General features: G+C 67.3%; 11 protein-coding genes. 8 read left to right on the top strand and 3 right to left on the bottom strand.

The window, feature by feature from the left end; genetic code table 11:
* Positions 1-19: 19 nt before the first annotated feature.
* Positions 20-2,263, bottom strand: coding sequence for a TonB-dependent receptor (locus tag XM50_RS13400; RefSeq protein ID WP_082103067.1), 2,244 nt, complete (start codon positions 2,261-2,263; stop codon positions 20-22).
* Positions 2,264-2,344: 81 nt separating this feature from the next.
* Here XM50_RS13400 and XM50_RS19225 point away from each other — a divergent pair, with 81 nt between their 5' ends.
* The 6 genes from XM50_RS19225 to treY all read left to right on the top strand — a co-directional run bounded on the left by XM50_RS19225 (position 2,345) and on the right by treY (position 11,308).
* A complete protein-coding gene (locus XM50_RS19225) occupies positions 2,345-2,812 on the top strand; it encodes a PilZ domain-containing protein (protein WP_052742574.1) in 468 nt (155 codons plus the stop codon).
* A gap of 92 nt (positions 2,813-2,904) precedes the next feature.
* Positions 2,905-3,225, top strand: a complete 321-nt coding sequence (locus tag XM50_RS13390; protein WP_231621978.1) for a DUF2934 domain-containing protein — start codon at positions 2,905-2,907, stop codon at positions 3,223-3,225.
* 145 nt (positions 3,226-3,370) lie between these two features.
* Complete coding sequence (gene glgX / locus XM50_RS13385) at positions 3,371-5,473, top strand: glycogen debranching protein GlgX (RefSeq protein WP_231621977.1); 2,103 nt, start codon at positions 3,371-3,373, stop codon at positions 5,471-5,473.
* Positions 5,461-7,158, top strand: coding sequence for a malto-oligosyltrehalose trehalohydrolase (gene treZ / locus XM50_RS13380; protein WP_231621976.1), 1,698 nt, complete (start codon positions 5,461-5,463; stop codon positions 7,156-7,158). The genes glgX and treZ overlap by 13 nt, the downstream gene beginning before the upstream one ends.
* Positions 7,155-9,026 carry a 4-alpha-glucanotransferase gene (gene malQ, locus XM50_RS13375; protein ID WP_046410187.1) on the top strand — a complete coding sequence of 624 codons (1,872 nt, stop codon included), beginning with the start codon at positions 7,155-7,157 and terminating at the stop codon, positions 9,024-9,026. Before treZ ends, malQ begins: the two co-directional genes overlap by 4 nt.
* Positions 9,023-11,308, top strand: a complete 2,286-nt coding sequence (gene treY, locus XM50_RS13370; protein ID WP_046410186.1) for a malto-oligosyltrehalose synthase — start codon at positions 9,023-9,025, stop codon at positions 11,306-11,308. The genes malQ and treY overlap by 4 nt, the downstream gene beginning before the upstream one ends.
* Here the strand turns inward: treY and XM50_RS13365 are convergent.
* Positions 11,215-12,486 (bottom strand): hypothetical protein, encoded by a 1,272-nt coding sequence (locus XM50_RS13365; RefSeq protein ID WP_052742573.1) that lies wholly within the window; start codon positions 12,484-12,486, stop codon positions 11,215-11,217. The genes treY and XM50_RS13365 overlap by 94 nt on opposite strands.
* A 220-nt stretch (positions 12,487-12,706) precedes the next feature.
* Positions 12,707-13,366: an epoxyqueuosine reductase QueH gene (locus tag XM50_RS13360; protein WP_046410184.1), complete on the bottom strand. Its 660-nt coding sequence runs from the start codon at positions 13,364-13,366 to the stop codon at positions 12,707-12,709.
* A gap of 230 nt (positions 13,367-13,596) precedes the next feature.
* Here XM50_RS13360 and acnD point away from each other — a divergent pair, with 230 nt between their 5' ends.
* Together acnD and prpF are read left to right on the top strand one after the other, a co-directional pair.
* The gene (acnD, locus tag XM50_RS13355) at positions 13,597-16,233 is read left to right on the top strand and encodes a Fe/S-dependent 2-methylisocitrate dehydratase AcnD (protein ID WP_046410183.1); all 2,637 of its coding nucleotides are present in this window, start codon (positions 13,597-13,599) and stop codon (positions 16,231-16,233) included.
* The gene (gene prpF / locus XM50_RS13350) at positions 16,233-17,423 is read left to right on the top strand and encodes a 2-methylaconitate cis-trans isomerase PrpF (protein ID WP_046410181.1); all 1,191 of its coding nucleotides are present in this window, start codon (positions 16,233-16,235) and stop codon (positions 17,421-17,423) included. The genes acnD and prpF overlap by 1 nt, the downstream gene beginning before the upstream one ends.
* Positions 17,424-17,464 lie beyond the last annotated feature (41 nt).

Below are 17,464 nucleotides of genomic sequence, written 5' to 3'. Positions count from 1 at the left end.
GCGGATGCCCCTTTCGCATTCAGAAGCTCAGCCGCGCCGCGACCCGGATGTCGCGCCCGGCGAGCGGCACATAATCCTTGGTGAACGACGCATGGCGCCGCGCGTCCACGTCGAAGATGTTGTTCGCCGACACGATGAAGGTCGTCTCGCTCTCGCGCCCGAACGGCTTGAACGACAAGGACGCATTGACCAGCGTGAAATCCTCGGTCGGCGTCTCGAATGCCGCGACGCGGTTCTGCGCCGTGACATGCTCCACCTCGACCCGGCCGCCGAAATCGCCCGCCCGCGCGCTCAGCCCGCCCAGCACGCGCAGCGGCGGGATACGCGGCACCGGGCCACGATCGTTGGTCAGCGTCGCATTGACGTAATCGGCGACGATATTGGCATCCAGTTCGAACCCGTTGGTCCGGATCAGGTCCGCGGTCAGCTCGCCTTCGACGCCGTAATAGCGCGCACCGGCCTGGAAATATTGGAAGATCGGCAGGCCGTCGCGCGCGCCGCCGACCGCATTTTCATAGATGTAATCGTCGAACCAGGTGGCGTAGCCGCTGACCTGGAAGCGGACCGGCCCGGTCCGCCCGCGCGCATACAGCTCCAGTCCCCAGCTCTTCTCGGTCTTGAAATTGGGGTTGCCGATTTCATACGCCTGCGTTGCGATGTGCGGCCCGTTGGAGAACAATTCCTCCGCCGACGGAGCACGCTCGGCGCGCGATCCGTTGATCCCGATGCGCACTTCCGGCGCCACGGCATAGGACAGGCCAAGCGCGCCGGAGAAGGCGTTGAAGTTGCGGCTGACGCCAACCACCGGCGCGTCCTCTTCCGGGCCGACGCGCACCGCGCTGGATCGCACCGCCGCATGTTCATAGCGGCCGGCAAATTCGACCTCCCAGTTACCCCGGTTGATCTCCTGCAGCGTGAACAGGCCATATTGGTCGGTCACGTTGGGGGGCACGAACGCTTCTGCGCCCACCGCTGAGAAGTCGCGCGTAAAGCCCTGGAATCCGGTCACACCACGCCAGCCGCCGCGATCCGCCTGGACCAGCTCGACACGCCCCTCGAAGGCCTGCGAATTGAACACGGTGCCAACCTCGGCGCCCTCGAACTCGGTATGCTCATAATCAGCAAAGCCGGCGCGGAAGCGGATGCGGTCGAGGAAGTCGCCGCCCGCGATCACCTCGCCGCGCATGTCAGCGCGGAACTGCTTCATCGCGATCGTCACGTCGCCGTGATCATGCCCTTCCTCGCCATGATCGTGGTCGTGGTCGTGGTCGTGATCATGATCGCCGTGATCGCCGCCGCCGTGCAGGTGCGACGCCCCGGGCCGCTCCGGCACGCCATATTTGCTGTCGTAATAGCCAACGGAGAAGCCGAGGCTGCCCCCCTCGTTGATCAGCGCGAGGCCAGCGCCCAGCGTATAGGTCTCGGTCCCGCTGTTGGGCAGCCGCCCGCGCCGATTGGCCAGCGCCCGCGCCTCGGCGGCCTCCTCCGTATGCCCTTCGGCCGCTTCCTCGGCGGCGATGGACAGCTGCTCGCGGCGAAGCGTCGGCGACAATTGATAGCCGCCGATGCGAAGGTCGTCGGACTTGCGATAGCTGCCATCGACATGCGCCACGATCTGCGACGACAGCGCCACGTCGACGCCTGCGCCGCCGCTCCGCTCGTTCGCCGCCGAGCCATAGGTGCCGATCGCATCGACGTGATAGCCATGTTCGGGCACGCCGCGCGGGATGCGCCGATCGATCACGTTCACCGCACCGCCGATCGCCTGGCTGCCAAACAGCATCACCGCCGGGCCGCGCAGCACCTCGATCCGCTCCGCCGTCAGCGGGTCGATCGTCACGCCATGATCGGTCGAGGTGTTGGACACGTCGAGCGACCCCAGCCCATCGGTCAGCACCCGCACGCGCTCGCCCTGGAAACCGCGCAGCACGGGGCGCGACGCGCCGGGGCTGAACGAGGTGGCGGAGACGCCCGGCTGGCGCGTCAGCGTGTCGCCGATCTGCGGCCGCAGATCGCGGACAAGTTCATCACCAGCGACAACAGATTTGCCCGCCAACAGGTTGAGATCCCGGACGAACGGCGCGCTGACGACAATGTCATTGTCGGCTTCCACATGGCCCGTCCGGGTCGGCGCACTGTCATTCCTGCCGCCTGCGTTGCCGGCGGTCGGTGTTGGCGTATCGGCCGGCTGATCGGTGGACTGGGCAAGTGCGGGGGTGGCGGCAAACGCGGTACCGGCCAGCAGAACGGCAAAGATCTTCAACGTGGTCCCTCCCTGGATCGCCGCTCCCTAACCGCGACGTGATAACATCACAAGGGGTGATTTGCGCCCGCGACGATCCGCTTGCGCGACCGGGGCAAAATTCCCAATTACCGCCGCATGACCGATCCGCAGCCGCCCGAGGATCACGCGCGCGCCGCCGATGCCACGCCCGGCCGCGAAATGATCGCGCGCGCGCCGCGTAACAGCGTGTTCCTCGGCGCCACGGTAGAGCGGTTCGGCGGCGGCGCCCCCACCCGCCACCGCGTCCGCGACCTGTCGACCGGCGGCGTCCGGCTCGATCAGGCGACGGGGTTGCAGGCGGGCGCGACGATCCTCGTCAGCGTCGGCGCGCTGCAGGCGGTCGCCGCCACCGTAGTCTGGGCACGTGACGGACAGGCCGGGATCAAGTTCGCCGAGCCGATCGATCCCGATGCCGCCCGCGCCCGCGCCGCCGTCGCGCCTCGCCCCGCGGCGTACCCCAGCGCCGCCCCCTCAGGCGCGCCGTCCGCTGGCTGGATCCCCGCGCTCAAGAACCCCTACGGCCGCTGATCGCCCCGCATCGGCGGCTTTTTCCTGCCAAACCAAGATTTTGTTCCCAACCTCGCGTCGTTTCCCCGCGCGGCGCGTTGGAGGGCGATCAGATGGGGAGAATGATCATGGCGGACGACCGCGAAGAGCTGATCCGGCAGCGCGCCTACCGGATCTGGCAGGAGGAAGGTGAGCCCGAGGGGCGCGCCCACGATCACTGGTCGCGCGCCGAGCAGGAGCATGCGCCCGCCACATTGGAGGAGGATGCGCTGCTCCCCGGCACTGCGGCCGACCTCCCCTTCGGCGAACCTGCCGATACCGGCGTCGAGGATCGCGCGGTGGCGGCGCCTGCATCTACCAGTCCCGCCTCCACCGAACCCGCCCCGGCGCGAAAACCACGCCGCGGCAAAGGCCTGATCAAGGCGGTGACCTGAAGCCGCGGGCGGCGCACCCGCCCCACTCCCCGGCCGCCCCTCAACGGCCACCGGCGCGTGCCCCACGCCCCTGCGGTGCGGCACGATCGGCCGCATTCGCCTGTCACTCCCGCGTCCATCACCGTCCTGCAGCGAGGCTCGCGCATTGCTTCCTTCGATCGACCGGCTCCAGCCCGGCTCTCCCCACCCGCTCGGCGCCACCTTTGACGGCCTCGGCGTCAATTTCGCGGTCTTCTCCGCCAATGCCGACGCGATCGAGCTGTGCATCTTCGATCCCGCCGGCAAGCGCGAGATCAAGCGCTTCTGGCTCCCTGAATGCACCGATGAGGTGTTCCACGGCTATCTGCCCGACGTCGAACCCGGACTCCTCTACGGCTATCGCGCGCACGGCCGCTATGAGCCGGAGGCGGGGCACCGCTTCAATCCCAACAAGCTGCTGCTCGATCCCTATGCGCGAAAGCTCCACGGCCAGATCCGCTGGACCGATGCGCTCCACGGCTATCGCATCGGCTCCCGGCGAGAGGATCTCTCCTTCGACCGGCGCGACAGCGCCGCCGCCATGCCCAAGGCGGTGGTGGTAGACGATCATTGGGACTGGTCGCGCGATCGCCGCCCCAACACGCCCTGGTCGGAAACGGTGATCTACGAGGCGCACGTCAAGGGTCTGACCAAGCTGATGGAGGAAGTGCCCGCGCGCGATCGCGGCACCTATGCCGCGCTCGGCCACCCCGCCGTCATCCGCCACCTCCAGCGGCTCGGCGTCACCGCGATCGAATTGCTCCCGATACAGGCCTTCACCCAGGATCGCTTCCTGCAGGAAAAGGGCCTGCGCAACTATTGGGGCTATAACACGCTCGGCTTCTTCGCCCCCGAACAGGCCTATATGGCGCGCGAGCAGCAGGACGAGCTTCGCCGCGCGGTCTTCCGCCTCCACCAGGCCGGGATCGAAGTCATCATGGACGTGGTGTACAACCACACCTGCGAGGGTTCGGAAAAGGGCCCGACGCTCTCATGGCGCGGCCTCGACAACGCCAGCTACTATCGCCTCGTCGCCGACAACCCGCGCTACACGATCAACGACACCGGCACCGGCAACACGCTCAACATGAGCAAGGCGCGCGTGATCCAGATGGTCGCGGACAGCTTGCGCTATTGGGCGACCAGCTTCGGCATCGACGGCTTCCGCTTCGATCTCGGCCTCACCCTGGGGCGCGAGGCAACCGGCTTCGATCCCGGCGCCGCCTTCTTCGATGTGGTCCGGCAGGATCCGGTGCTCAGCCGGCTGAAGCTGATCGCCGAGCCCTGGGATGTCGGCCCCGGCGGCTATCAACTCGGCCACTTCCCCCCGGGCTTCGCCGAATGGAATGACAAGTACCGCGATACGGTGCGCAGCTATTGGAAGGGCGATCCCGGCACCCGCGGCGATCTCGCCGCACGCCTGTCGGGCTCGGGCGATCTCTTCGACCGCCGTTCACGCCGCCCTTGGGCCAGCGTCAATTTCCTCGTCGCGCATGACGGCTTCACCCTCGCCGACACGGTGATGTACGAACATCGCCACAATGAGGCGAATGGCGAGGACAATCGCGACGGCCATGACAACAATCATTCGCGCAACTGGGGCGTGGAGGGGCCGACGGACGATCCCGCGATCAACGACGCGCGCGGCCGCGTCATGCGATCGATGCTGACGACGCTGCTCGCCTCGCTCGGCACGCCGATGCTGGTCGCCGGCGACGAATTCGGCCGCACGCAGCAAGGCAACAACAACGCTTATTGCCAGGATAATGAGATCAGCTGGCTCGACTGGAACGCCGCCGCCACGCCGGAGGGCCAGCAGCAGATCGATTTCACCGCCCGCCTGACCGAACTTCGCCGCCGCTACCCCGTGCTGCGCGCGCCGACCTTCCTCTATGGACAGGATTCGCCTGGCCATGGCGTCAACGATGTCGAATGGTGGGATGAACGGGGTGAGCGGCTCAGCGACGAGGATTGGCAGAACCCCGAGGGCCGCGCGCTGATGATGCGCCGCGCCGCAATGAACGACGCGGGCGAGGTGGAGGCAGTGTCGCTGCTACTCAACGCCAGCAGCGATCCCGTCACCTTCCGCCTGCCAAAGCCCGACACGAAGCGCACCATCCTGATCGACAGTGCCAAGCCCGATCAGGGCGAAATCGACGTCGGCAGTGAATATGAGGTCGCGCCGCAGGGCGCCGTCCTCCTCAGCTGGACCAGCGCATGGGAGGAATGAACACCTGGGGGCCGGAGCCGCTGCCCGACGGCACCACCCGCTTCCGCCTCTGGGCACCGGGCACGCCGCAGGTCGTCCTCGACTGCGACGACACGCATCTGCCGATGACGCCGCAGGACGACGGCTGGCATATCGCTGATCACTCGGCGCCGCCCGGCACCCGCTACCGCTTCCACATCGGCGACACACCTGTCCCCGATCCCGCCTCGCGTCGCCAGCATGGCGGCGTTCACGGCTGGAGCATCGTTCCCGATCACAGCCATGACTGGCGCGTGCCCGAATGGCGCGGCCGCCCGTGGCACGAGGTGGTGATCATGGAGCTTCACGCCGGCACGCTCGGCGGCTTCAGCGGCGTCACCCAGCGCCTCCCTGTCATGGCCGCGCTAGGCGTCACCGCAATCCAGCTCATGCCGATCAACGCCTTCGCCGGCGACCGCGGCTGGGGCTATGACGGTGTCCTGCCTTATGCCGTGCATGAGGCCTATGGCTCCCCTGCCGAGCTGCGCGCGCTGATCGACGCGGCGCACGAACTCGGCCTCAGCGTCTTTCTCGACGTGGTCTACAATCACTTCGGTCCCGACGGTAATTACCTCGGCCTCTATGCCGATCGCTTTTTCCACCGCGACGTGGCGACCCCCTGGGGCGGAGCAGTGGCGGTGGACGAGGCTCCGGTGGCGCGCTTCTTCATCGACAATGCCCTGATGTGGCTGCGCGACTATCGCTTCGACGGCCTCCGCTTCGATGCCGTCCACGCGATCGACAACCCCGCCTTCCTCGATGCCATGGCTGCCGAGATCCGCGCGTCCCTGCCCGATCGCCACGTCCATCTCGTGCTCGAGAACGAACATAATGACGCAGCCCGGCTCCACGCCGACGGCTATGACGCGCAGTGGAACGACGATTTCCACAATGTCATGCATGTCCTGCTGACGGGCGAGACCAGCGCCTATTATGCCGACTTCGCCGATCGCCCGGCGCAGCGGCTCGCCCGCGCGCTTATTGAGGGCTTCATCTATCAGGGCGAACCCTCGCCCAATCAGGACGGCCGCCCGCGCGGCACGCCTAGCGCGCACCTCGCGCCGACCCGCTTCGTCAGCTTCCTCCAGAACCACGATCAGGTCGGCAACCGCGCGCTGGGCGAGCGGCTCACCCGGCTCACCGATCCGTCAAAGCTGCGTGCCGCCACCGCGCTGATGCTGCTCGCTCCGCAGATCCCCTTGCTCTTCATGGGCGAGGAGGAGGGCAGCGACAGCCCGTTCCTCTTCTTCACCGATTTCCATGACGAACTTGCCGACACGGTTCGCGAAGGCCGCCGGCGCGAATTCGCCAAGTTTGCCGCCTTCGCCGATCCCGAAGCGCGCGAACGCATCCCCGATCCCAACGCGCCGGACACGTTCGCGCAATCCCATCCGCAACCCGGCAGCGATGCCCTCGCCTGGCGCACCTTCTACCGTGACCTGCTCGCGCTGCGCCACGAACATATCGTGCCCCATCTGCCCGGCGCAGTCGCCCTGGGCGCGCAGGTGCTGGGGGATGCTGCCGTCATCGCCCGCTGGCGTCTCGGCAACGGCAGGCAACTGACGCTCGCGATCGACCTCGCCGACGCGCCGGCGCCCTTGCCGCAGGACGCTGGATCACCCCCGATCTTCACCACCGACGAACGCTTCGCCGCGTGGGCCGAATGAGCGATCTTCACGCCGCCGCTGCCGCCGCCGGGCTCAAGCGCGACTGGACCGACGCCAGCGGGCGCGCGCAGCGCGTCGACGATGCCGTGCTGGAGGCGCTTCTCGCCCGACTGGACCTGACGCCCTCCGACACCCCCTTCGTATCGGTAACGGCCGGCGCGCCCCTCTCGCTGCCCGATGCGCCCGCCGGTACTGCCGAACTGGTGCTGGAGGACGGGACGACGCGTCCGTTGACGATCGCTCCGGATGGTATCGCAGCGCCGGTCGACACGATCGGCTACCACACGCTGATCGCCGGGCATCGTCGTTACACGATCGCCGTCGCCCCGCCCCGCTGCCCTCCGGTTCCCGCCCGTGGCTGGGGCGCGTCGGTACAGATCCCCGCGCTCCGCGACGACCGCGCGACCTTTTATGGCGATTACGGCACCCTCGCCGCCGCCGCCGCCGCCTTCGGCCACGCCGGTGCCGCGGCGCTCGCGATCAGCCCGACCCACGCGCTCTTTCCGGCCGATCCCAATCGCTTCAGCCCCTATGCGCCCTCCTCGCGGCTGTTCCACAATGTGATGCTGGCCGATCCGTCGCCGCTCGGGATGCCCTTCCCCGACGAACCATCCGGCGACCTCATCGACTGGCCCGGCGCCCTCACCGATCGCCTCGCCCATCTGCGCCGCGTCTATCTGGCCGATCTGAGCCGCCACCAGGCCATCGCCGCCGCCTATGAGGCCGAACACGGCCCGGATCTCACCGCCCACGCGCTGTTCGATGCCCTGCATTTTCAGCTCGGCGGCATCGGCTGGCCCGACTGGCCGACCGCTTATCACGATCCCGCCGCCCCCGCCGTCACCCGCTTCGCCGCAGAGCATCAGGACGACGTTTCGTTCTTCATCTTTCTTCAATGGCTCGCCAACGAAGGCCTTGCGAAGGCGCAGGAAAGTGCGCGCCGCGACATGTCCATCGGCCTCATCGCCGACCTCGCCGTCGGCACCGATCGCGCCGGCAGCCACGGCTGGAGCCGCCGCGCCGACCTGCTCAGCGGAGTCTCGATCGGCGCACCACCCGATCCGCTCGGTCCCGACGGCCAGAATTGGGGCATCTCCGCGCTGGATCCCTACGCACTCCAGCGCAGCGGCTTTACCCCATTTATCAACACGATACGAACGGCTCTTCGACATGCGGGCGGCCTGCGCATCGATCACGCCATCGGCCTTGACCACCTGTGGATCGTTCCCGACGGCGGCACCGCGGCGGACGGCGCCTACCTCACCATGCCCGGCGACACACTCAAGAATATCGTGGCAATCGAGGCATATCGGGCCAACGCCATCGTGATAGCGGAGGATCTCGGCACCGTCCCGGCCGGCCTGCGTGCGGACCTCTCGCGCCGCGGCATGCTCGGCATGCGCGTCCTGCCCTTTGAGCGTGACCAGCAAGGCGCCTTCATCCCTCCCTCGCGCTGGGATGCCGATGCCGTCGCCATGACCGGCACCCATGATACGCCAACGCTCGCCGGCTGGTGGGTGGGGCGAGACATCGATTGGCGCGCGCGCATCGCTGGCACCGTCGATGCCGCCGCCACGTCACACCGCACAAAAGAACGCAAGTCACTCGCACAGGTTATTGATCTAGCGCCATTACCTTCTGCCGCGCCGGCCGATGAAATCCTGCACGCGGTAGCGGACGCCCCCGCCCCGCTCGCCATCTTCCCGCTGGAGGATCTCCTCGGCCTCGAGGAACAGCCCAACCTTCCCGGCACGATCGACCAGCACCCCAATTGGCGCCGCCGCATGCCCGGCGCGACCGACACGCTCCTCGCCCGCCCTGACGTACAGCGGCGCACCCATATGCTGTCCGAAAAGAGACCTGGATGATCCCGCGCGCCACCTATCGCCTGCAGTTGCACCGGGGCTTCACCTTCGCCGATGCGGAGGCGATCGTGCCCTATCTCGACCGGCTCGGCATCAGCCACATCTACGCGTCCCCGATCACCACCGCCGCGCCCGGATCGACCCACGGCTATGACGTGGTCGATCCCACGCGCATCAATCCGGAGCTTGGTGGCGAGGCCGGCTTCTGCCGCCTCGTGACCGCGCTTCGCGCGCGGAACATGGGCATCATCATCGACATCGTCCCCAATCATATGGGCGTCGCCGGGGACACTAACGCATGGTGGAACGACGTCCTTCTCCGCGGCCAATCAAGCCCTTACGCCGCGATCTTCGATATCGACTGGTCCCGCCCCATCCTGCTGCCCGTGCTCGGCGGCCCGCTGGACGAGGCACTGGCGGACGGCGCCATCACGCTGGACCGTCACGACGGCCGCCACTGGCTGAGCCTCTATGGCGAACGCCGCCTCCCCTTGCGCGATGAGGATCAGGCGAGCGCCGGTCGTGAACCACTCGCAGCCTTGCTCGACCGCCAGCATTACCGCCTAGCTTCGTGGCGCACCGCCAATGACGATCTGAACTGGCGCCGCTTCTTCGCCATTAACGAACTCGCCGGCGTCCGGGTGGAGGATCCGGCGGTCTTTGCGATGACCCACGCCTTGTATTTCCGGCTGCACGATGAGGGTCTGATCGACGGCGTGCGGATCGACCATGTGGATGGGCTCACCGATCCGCTTGGTTATTGCCGCGCCCTGCGTGCCCGGCTGGGCGAGGACGCCTGGATCGTGATCGAAAAGATCCTCGGCGTCGGTGAGGTGCTGTCGCAGGATTGGGCGGTAAATGGCACCAGCGGCTATGATTTCATGGAGGATGCAGCCGCGCTGCTTCATCATCCATCCGGCGCCGCACCGCTCGCTTGCCTATGGCACGACATCAGCGGCCGGCGGCCTGATCTGGCGGCGGAGGAGCTGCTCGCCCGCCAACAACTTCTCGCCTGGCAGTTCAGCGGCCAGCTCGAACAGTGCGTCGACGCCTTTGCCGCCGTTGCCCCGGAGGGAATCACGCGCGGCATGCTGCGCCGTGCGCTGGAACGCCTGCTATGGATCTTCCCGGTATATCGCACCTACGGCCCGACACCCCCGGCAACCGACGCGGAGGTGCGCGCCAGCGTGCGCCTGCGCGTCGCGCCGCACGTACCGCCAGGCGAAATGCCGGTCGTCGATCTGGTCCTGCGCTGGCTCGCTGGCGAGGGAAATCACGCGGACCCCGTCCGCCGCTTTCAGCAGCTCTCCGCCCCGATCGCCGCCAAGGCGCTCGAGGACACCGCCTTTTACCGCTACGGCCGCCTTCTCTCCCGCAATGACGTCGGCTTCGACGCCGGACACATGGCGCTGGAGCCGTCCGCCTTTCACCTGCGCATGCAGGCCCGCGCACGCGACTGGCCAACCGCCATGCTCACCACTGCGACACACGATCACAAACGCGGCGAGGATAGCCGCGCGCGCCTGGCGGTGCTCAGTGCGATCCCCGACCGGTGGGGTGCGATCGTCAGTGACTGGGAGGCCATCGCAGAGCCGCTGTCGCATGGCGTCGATTGCGGCGATCGCTACATGCTGTTCCAGACGTTGCTCGGCGCCTGGCCGGACAGCCTCGACGCATCGTTCGGCGGTCGCATCACCGCCTGGCAGACGAAGGCGCTGCGCGAGGCGAAGCTCCGCTCCTCGTGGGAAGCGCCGAACGAAAGCTACGAGGCGCGTTGCAACGACCTCGCGCTCACCTTGATCGACAGCCCGGCGTTCCGCGCCTCGATCACCGCCTTTTTGGCGGAGATCGCCCCCGCGGCGACCCGCAACAGCCTCGTCCAGGCCGCGCTTCGCTGCACCATGCCCGGGGTGCCCGACCTGTATCAGGGGACGGAGTTCGCCGACCTCAGCCTGGTCGATCCCGACAATCGGCGTCCGGTCGATTATGACGCGCGCATCGCGGCACTCGATCACCCACCCGCCAAGTTGCGGCTGATCGCCACCCTCCTGAACCTGCGCCGGGAGCATCCGGATGTGTTCGCCGGGGGCAGCTATGATCCTGCGAGAGTCGACGGCACCGACCGCCTGCTCGCGTTCGAGCGGCGGCACGGCGATGTGATCTTCCGCTGCGCACTGGCGCTGGACGGGGGTCAGTCGACCGGCGCGATTCGCTTCCACAGCGGCGCAGAGCGCGATGTCGCATCGCTGTTCGCGGACTCACCGATCTGGTTCGAAATGGGCTGATCGGTCACGCCGCTTGCGGCACGCCGAGCGGCGACGACCGCGGCATTGGCCTGCAGATAATCCTGGACCCGCCCGCGCCCGCTGCGCAGCGCGGTGCGCAGCGTCGCCACCTCGTCCAGCCGCTGCATCGCGGCGACCAGCCGGGCGCCAGCCGGCAGTCCCTCCTCCACGGGCGCATGCGCCAGCGAGCACGAGGGCGCAATCTGCACCGTCACCTTGCCGACCAGCGGCTCCAGCTGGTCGAGGATCGCCGACAGGTGCGCCGGCTCGCCATCCCGCCCGTCGACCACGCCGAGCGACAGGACAAGGTCAAGCCGCCCGCCCCGCATCACCTGCGCCAATTGCCCGGGCGCAGCCACCAGATCGAGGTGCAGCCCCGCGACAGGCAGGCCCAAGGCCGCGTCCAGATTGTCACCGATCGCACCGAAATAGCTCGCCAGCATGATCTTCGGCGCGCCTCTCCCGGCCAGCGCCCAATAGGTCGTGCGCAGCGCCGCGCGAACGGCCGGCGATGAATCCATCACCAGCACCGGCTCGTCGATCTGCACCCAATCGGCTCCGGCGAGCTTCAATTGAAGCAGCAGCTCGGCATAGACCGGCAGCAATCGGTGCAGCAGCGACAATGGCTCGACGCCGGGCTCGCGTGACCGCGCGAGGTGCAGGAACGTCACCGGCCCGAGGATCACTGGCCGGCAGTGATACCCCAGCGCCTTGGCCTCGTTGAACGCATCCAGCACGTTGCTGGTCGAGAGACTGAAATGCCGGTCGGCCGACACTTCCGGGACGGTTCCCGGACGGTCGTAGTCAAACCATCGCGCACGACCGGAGGCGCGCTGCATCGTCGGCAGCGCAGCGCCCTCGCCCTCAAGAAAACCACCCGCCATCGCGACATACAGGTCCAGCGACCCAGGTTCTCCGGCCGCACGGAACCGCTCAGGCACGGCGCCCAGCATGATGCTGGTATCCAGCAGCTGACCGGCAAAGGAGAAATCGTTGCAGGGGATGACCTCGATCCCCGCCTGCCGCTGCCGCTCCCAGGCGGCCGCGCGCGCCCGGCGGCCGAGGTCGATCAAATCCGCCGCGCTGATCCGGCCGGCGCGATAGTCCTCCACCGCTGCCGCCACGTCGCCATGCTGCGCCTCATGCGGGAAGCCGAGGCAAGCGGCGGCTATGGTCATCGCGCGTATTCCCCCATGGTCACAAACGCCGGATCGAACCGAAACGCACGAAATGGCAAGAAAGGGTCACGGGCCGGTGACACCGACGCTGAGCGGATGCGTGGCGGCCGGGCCGGACGCCCACTGGCGTGATGCCGCATAGCGGGACCGGCTATCGGGCGCCCGCCTGCGGCTCCCGCCGCCAGCGACCGACGCCGCGCCCTCAAATCGCCGCGCCGGCTCAGGACGGTTCGTCAGCCCCGTAGAACAGCTTCCCGATCTCGATCTCGGGCCGCCCCTGCGACACGCGATGCGCATTGGTGTCGCGCAGCGAATAGACGCAGCCGCAATATTCCTGCTGGTAGAAATGCTCGCGTTTGGAAATCTCGATCATCCGCGCCGCGCCGCCGCCCTTGCGCCAGTTGAACGTCCAATAGCTGAGGTCGGGATAATGCGATGCTGCGCGCTCGCCGCAATCGTTGATCTGCGCCATGTTCTTCCAGCGCGAAATGCCCAGCGACGAGGTGATGACGGGGAAGCCATGCTCATGCGCATATAGCGCGGTGCGCTCGAACCGCATGTCGAAGCACATGGTGCAACGGATGCCCCGCTCAGGCTCCTGCTCCATGCCCTTGGCGCGCTTGAACCAGTTCACCGTGTCGTAATCGGCATCGACGAACGGCACGTCATGCTTCTCGGCAAAGCGGATATTCTCCTCCTTGCGCAGGAGGTACTCTTCCTTGGGATGGATGTTCGGGTTGTAGAAAAAGATCGTGTAATCGATCCCGCTCGCCGTCATCGCTTCCATAACCTCGCCGGAACACGGCGCGCAGCAGCTGTGCAGCAGCACTTTCTTGTGGCCCTCAGGCGGGGTCAGCAGGGGGCGTTCGATCTCGGTCATGGCGCGGCGATATACGGGAAGTCGCGCCGGAGGGCAAAAGCGCGATCTTCGCAAAGTTCGCAGCACCAGCAGCACGCGTCCGCCGATCTTCGCCCTTTAGGCGCGGCGCGTGGGTTGCGTCTTTGCGGATAATGCACAAATGAAGGGACCGTGATCGTACGACGCGACGCGCACGCCCGGGTTAGAGCCTCGTTCCTGTGCGCCGAGCAACGCCAGGTAGAGTTTCGCCCATGAACAAAGCATTCCGCAAACAGCTTCCCGGCACGCCCCCCGGCACCAGTGTCGATTTCTTCGACACGCGCGAGGCGATCGAGGCGATCCGCCCCGGTGCCTATGACGGTCTGCCCTATGTCTCGCGCGTCCTCGCCGAGCAGCTGGTGCGCCGCTGCGATCCCGCCTTGCTCACCGATGCACTGACCCAGATCGTGGAGCGCAAGCGCGATCTCGATTTCCCCTGGTATCCCGCCCGCGTCGTCTGCCACGACATCCTCGGCCAGACCGCGCTCGTTGACCTCGCCGGCCTGCGCGATGCGATCGCCGACAAGGGCGGCGATCCGGCCAAGGTGAACCCGGTCGTCCCGACTCAGCTGATCGTCGATCACAGCCTCGCGGTGGAGCATGGCGGCTTCGATCCCCAGGCGTTCGAGAAGAACCGCGCGATCGAGGATCGCCGCAATGAGGACCGCTTCCACTTCATCGAATGGACCAAGGAGGCGTTCCAGAACGTCGACGTGATCCCCGCCGGCAACGGCATCATGCACCAGATCAATCTGGAAAAGATGTCGCCGGTGATCCAGCTGCGCGACGGCGTCGCCTTCCCCGACACCTGCGTCGGCACCGACAGCCACACGCCGCACGTCGATGCGCTTGGCGTCATCGCCATCGGCGTCGGCGGGCTCGAGGCCGAAACCGTGATGCTCGGCCGCGCGTCGATGATGCGCCTCCCCGACATCGTCGGTGTGAAGCTCACCGGCAAGCGCCAGCCCGGCATCACCGCGACCGACATCGTCCTCGCCATCACCGAATTCCTCCGCAAGGAGCGGGTCGTCGGCGCGTGGCTCGAATTCTTCGGCGACGGCGCGGAAAGCCTGACGATCGGCGATCGCGCGACCATCTCCAACATGTGCCCGGAATATGGCGCCACTGCCTCGATGTTCTACATCGATCAGCAGACGATCGACTATCTCCTCCTCACCGGGCGTGAGCCGGAGCAGGTGAAGCTGGTCGAAACCTACGCCAAGCACACGGGCCTGTGGGCCGACGCGCTGAAGACCGCGCAGTATGAGCGCGTGCTCGAATTCGACCTGTCGACCGTGGTGCGCAACCTCGCCGGCCCGTCCAACCCGCACCGCCGCCTGCCCACCTCCGCGCTGGAGGAAAGCGGCATCGCCGTCGGGCTTGAGGCTGCGCAGGAAGAGGAACGCCAGGGGCTGCTCCCGGACGGCGCCGTCATCATCGCCGCGATCACCAGCTGCACCAACACGTCGAATCCGCGCAACGTCGTCGCCGCCGGCCTCGTGGCGAAAAAGGCCAACGACCTTGGCCTCGTGCGCAAGCCGTGGGTGAAGACCAGCTTCGCCCCCGGCTCGATCGTCGCGCGCCTCTATCTGGAGGAGGCCGGCCTGTTGCCCGAACTCGAGAAGCTCGGCTTCGGCATCGTCGGCTTCGCCTGCACCACCTGCAACGGCATGTCGGGCGCGCTCGATCCGAAGATCCAGCAGGAGATCATCGACCGCGATCTGTATGCCACCGCGGTCCTCTCGGGTAACCGCAACTTCGACGGCCGCATCCATCCTTATGCCAAGCAGGCGTTCCTCGCCTCGCCGCCGCTGGTGGTTGCCTATGCGCTCGCCGGCACCGTCCGTTTCGATATCGAGCAGGACGTGCTCGGCGTCGTCGACGGCAAGGAGATCCGCCTCAAGGATCTGTGGCCGACCGACGAGGAAATCGACGCGATCGTTTCCGCGCACGTGAAGCCGGAGCAGTTCCGCAAGGTCTATGAGCCGATGTTCGGCGCCCGCGCCCGCTCCGCGGAAAAGATCAGCCCGCTCTATGACTGGCGCCCGATGTCGACCTACATCCGCCGCCCGCCTTACTGGGATACCGAGGGCGTCGGCGCGCTCGCCGCGCACCCGCGCACGCTGAAGGGGATGCGCCCGCTCGCCATCCTCCCGGACAACATCACCACCGACCATCTCTCGCCCTCGAACGCGATCCTGCCCTCGTCAGCGGCGGGCGAGTATCTGGCGAAGATGGGCGTGCCGGAGGAGGACTTTAACTCCTACGCCACCCACCGTGGCGATCACCTCACCGCCATGCGCGCTACCTTCGCCAACCCGCAGCTCGTCAACGAGATGGCGGTGGTCGACGGCCAGGTGAAGCGCGGCAGCCTCGCCCGTGTCGAGCCCGACGGTGTCGTCATGCGCATGTGGGAGGCGATGGAAACCTACCACCAGCGCAAGCAGCCGCTGATCATCATCGCCGGCGCCGATTACGGCCAGGGCTCCTCGCGCGACTGGGCGGCGAAGGGCGTCCGTCTCGCCGGTGTGGAGGCGATCGTCGCCGAAGGCTTCGAGCGAATCCACCGCACCAACCTCATCGGCATGGGCGTGCTGCCGTGCGAGTTCAAACCGGGCACCACGCGACTGACGCTCGGCCTCGACGGCACCGAAACCTATGATGTCGTCGGTGAGCGTCGTCCGGGTGCCGAGCTGACGCTGGTCATCCACCGAAAGAACGGCGAGACGATCGAGGTGCCCGTCACCTGCCGCCTCGACACGGCGGAGGAAGTCTCGATCTACGAGGCGGGCGGCGTGCTGCAGCGCTTCGCGCAGGATTTCCTCGCCTCGGAAGCGGAGGCCGCTTGATGGCGGGCCAGGTCCGCATCCCCGCCACCTATATGCGTGGCGGCACCAGCAAGGGCGTGTTCTTCCGGCTGGAGGATCTGCCCGAGGCCGCCCGGGTTCCGGGGCCCGCCCGTGACAAGCTGTTCCAGCGCGTCATCGGCAGCCCCGATCCCTATGGCGCGCAGATCGACGGCATGGGCGGCGCGACGTCAAGCACCAGCAAATGCGTCATCGTCTCGCCCAGCAGCCAGCCGGATCACGACGTCGACTATCTTTACGGTCAGGTGTCGATCGACACCGACTTCGTCGACTGGTCGGGCAATTGCGGCAACCTCTCCACCGGCGCAGGCGCCTTTGCGATCCACGCCGGCTATGTCGATGCGAACCGCGCCGAAAACGGCATGTGCACGGTCCGTATCTGGCAGGCGAACATCAACAAGACGATCATCGCCCACGTACCGGTTGCCAATGGGGAAGTGCAGGAAACCGGCGATTTCGAGCTCGACGGGGTCACCTTCTCGGCGGCCGAGATCGTGCTCGAATTCATCGACCCCGCCGATGACGGCGACGAAGGCGGCTCGATGTTCCCCACCGGCAACCTCGTCGACGAACTCGACGTGCCGGAGGAAATCGTGCCCGGCGGCAAGCTCAAGGCGACGATGATCACCGCCGGCATCCCAACGATCTTCGTGCAAGCCGCCGACATCGGCTTCACCGGGACCGAGCTGCGCGAGACGATCAACAGCAATCCCGACACGCTGCGCCGGTTCGAGACGCTGCGCACGATCGGCGCGCTCAAGATGGGCCTCATCAAGTCGCCCGAGGAAGCCGCCAAGCGGCAGCACACGCCAAAGATCGCCTTTGTCGCGCCGCCGACCGACTATCCCTCCTCCAGCGGCAAGATCGTGAAGGGCGAGGATATCGACTTCCTCGTCCGCGCGCTATCGATGGGCAAGCTGCACCATGCGATGATGGGCACCGCCTCGGTCGCCATCGCCACCGCGGCCGCCGTGCCGGGAACGCTCGTCAACCAGGCGGCCGGCGGCGGTGAGCACCAGGCGGTCCGCTTCGGCCACCCTTCCGGCACCTTGCGCGTCGGCGCGGAGGCGAAGCTGGTCGACGGCCAGTGGACCGTGACGAAGGCAATCATGAGCCGAAGTGCGCGCATCCTCATGGAGGGCCATGTGCGCGTGCCGGAAGGCAGTTTCTGACACCCGCCCCGTCCCATGTCGCACGGCGTCCGTCGATGCCG

It is taken from the genome of Sphingomonas sp. Ag1 (genome assembly GCF_000980895.1).
GTDB classification, from domain to species: domain Bacteria; phylum Pseudomonadota; class Alphaproteobacteria; order Sphingomonadales; family Sphingomonadaceae; genus Sphingomonas; species Sphingomonas panaciterrae.
This window is presented reverse-complemented; position numbering and strand designations above follow the sequence as displayed.

What these genes read in the sequence shown, in the direction of transcription:
- XM50_RS13390 (WP_231621978.1), top strand. Translation starts at nt 2,905, where the DNA reads ATGGGGAGAATGATCATGGCGGACGACCGCGAAGAGCTGATCCGGCAG.
- treZ (WP_231621976.1), top strand. Translation starts at nt 5,461, where the DNA reads ATGGGAGGAATGAACACCTGGGGGCCGGAGCCGCTGCCCGACGGCACC.
- malQ (WP_046410187.1), top strand. Translation starts at nt 7,155, where the DNA reads ATGAGCGATCTTCACGCCGCCGCTGCCGCCGCCGGGCTCAAGCGCGAC.
- treY (WP_046410186.1), top strand. Translation starts at nt 9,023, where the DNA reads ATGATCCCGCGCGCCACCTATCGCCTGCAGTTGCACCGGGGCTTCACC.
- XM50_RS13365 (WP_052742573.1), bottom strand. Translation starts at nt 12,486, where the DNA reads ATGACCATAGCCGCCGCTTGCCTCGGCTTCCCGCATGAGGCGCAGCAT.
- XM50_RS13360 (WP_046410184.1), bottom strand. Translation starts at nt 13,366, where the DNA reads ATGACCGAGATCGAACGCCCCCTGCTGACCCCGCCTGAGGGCCACAAG.
- acnD (WP_046410183.1), top strand. Translation starts at nt 13,597, where the DNA reads ATGAACAAAGCATTCCGCAAACAGCTTCCCGGCACGCCCCCCGGCACC.
- prpF (WP_046410181.1), top strand. Translation starts at nt 16,233, where the DNA reads ATGGCGGGCCAGGTCCGCATCCCCGCCACCTATATGCGTGGCGGCACC.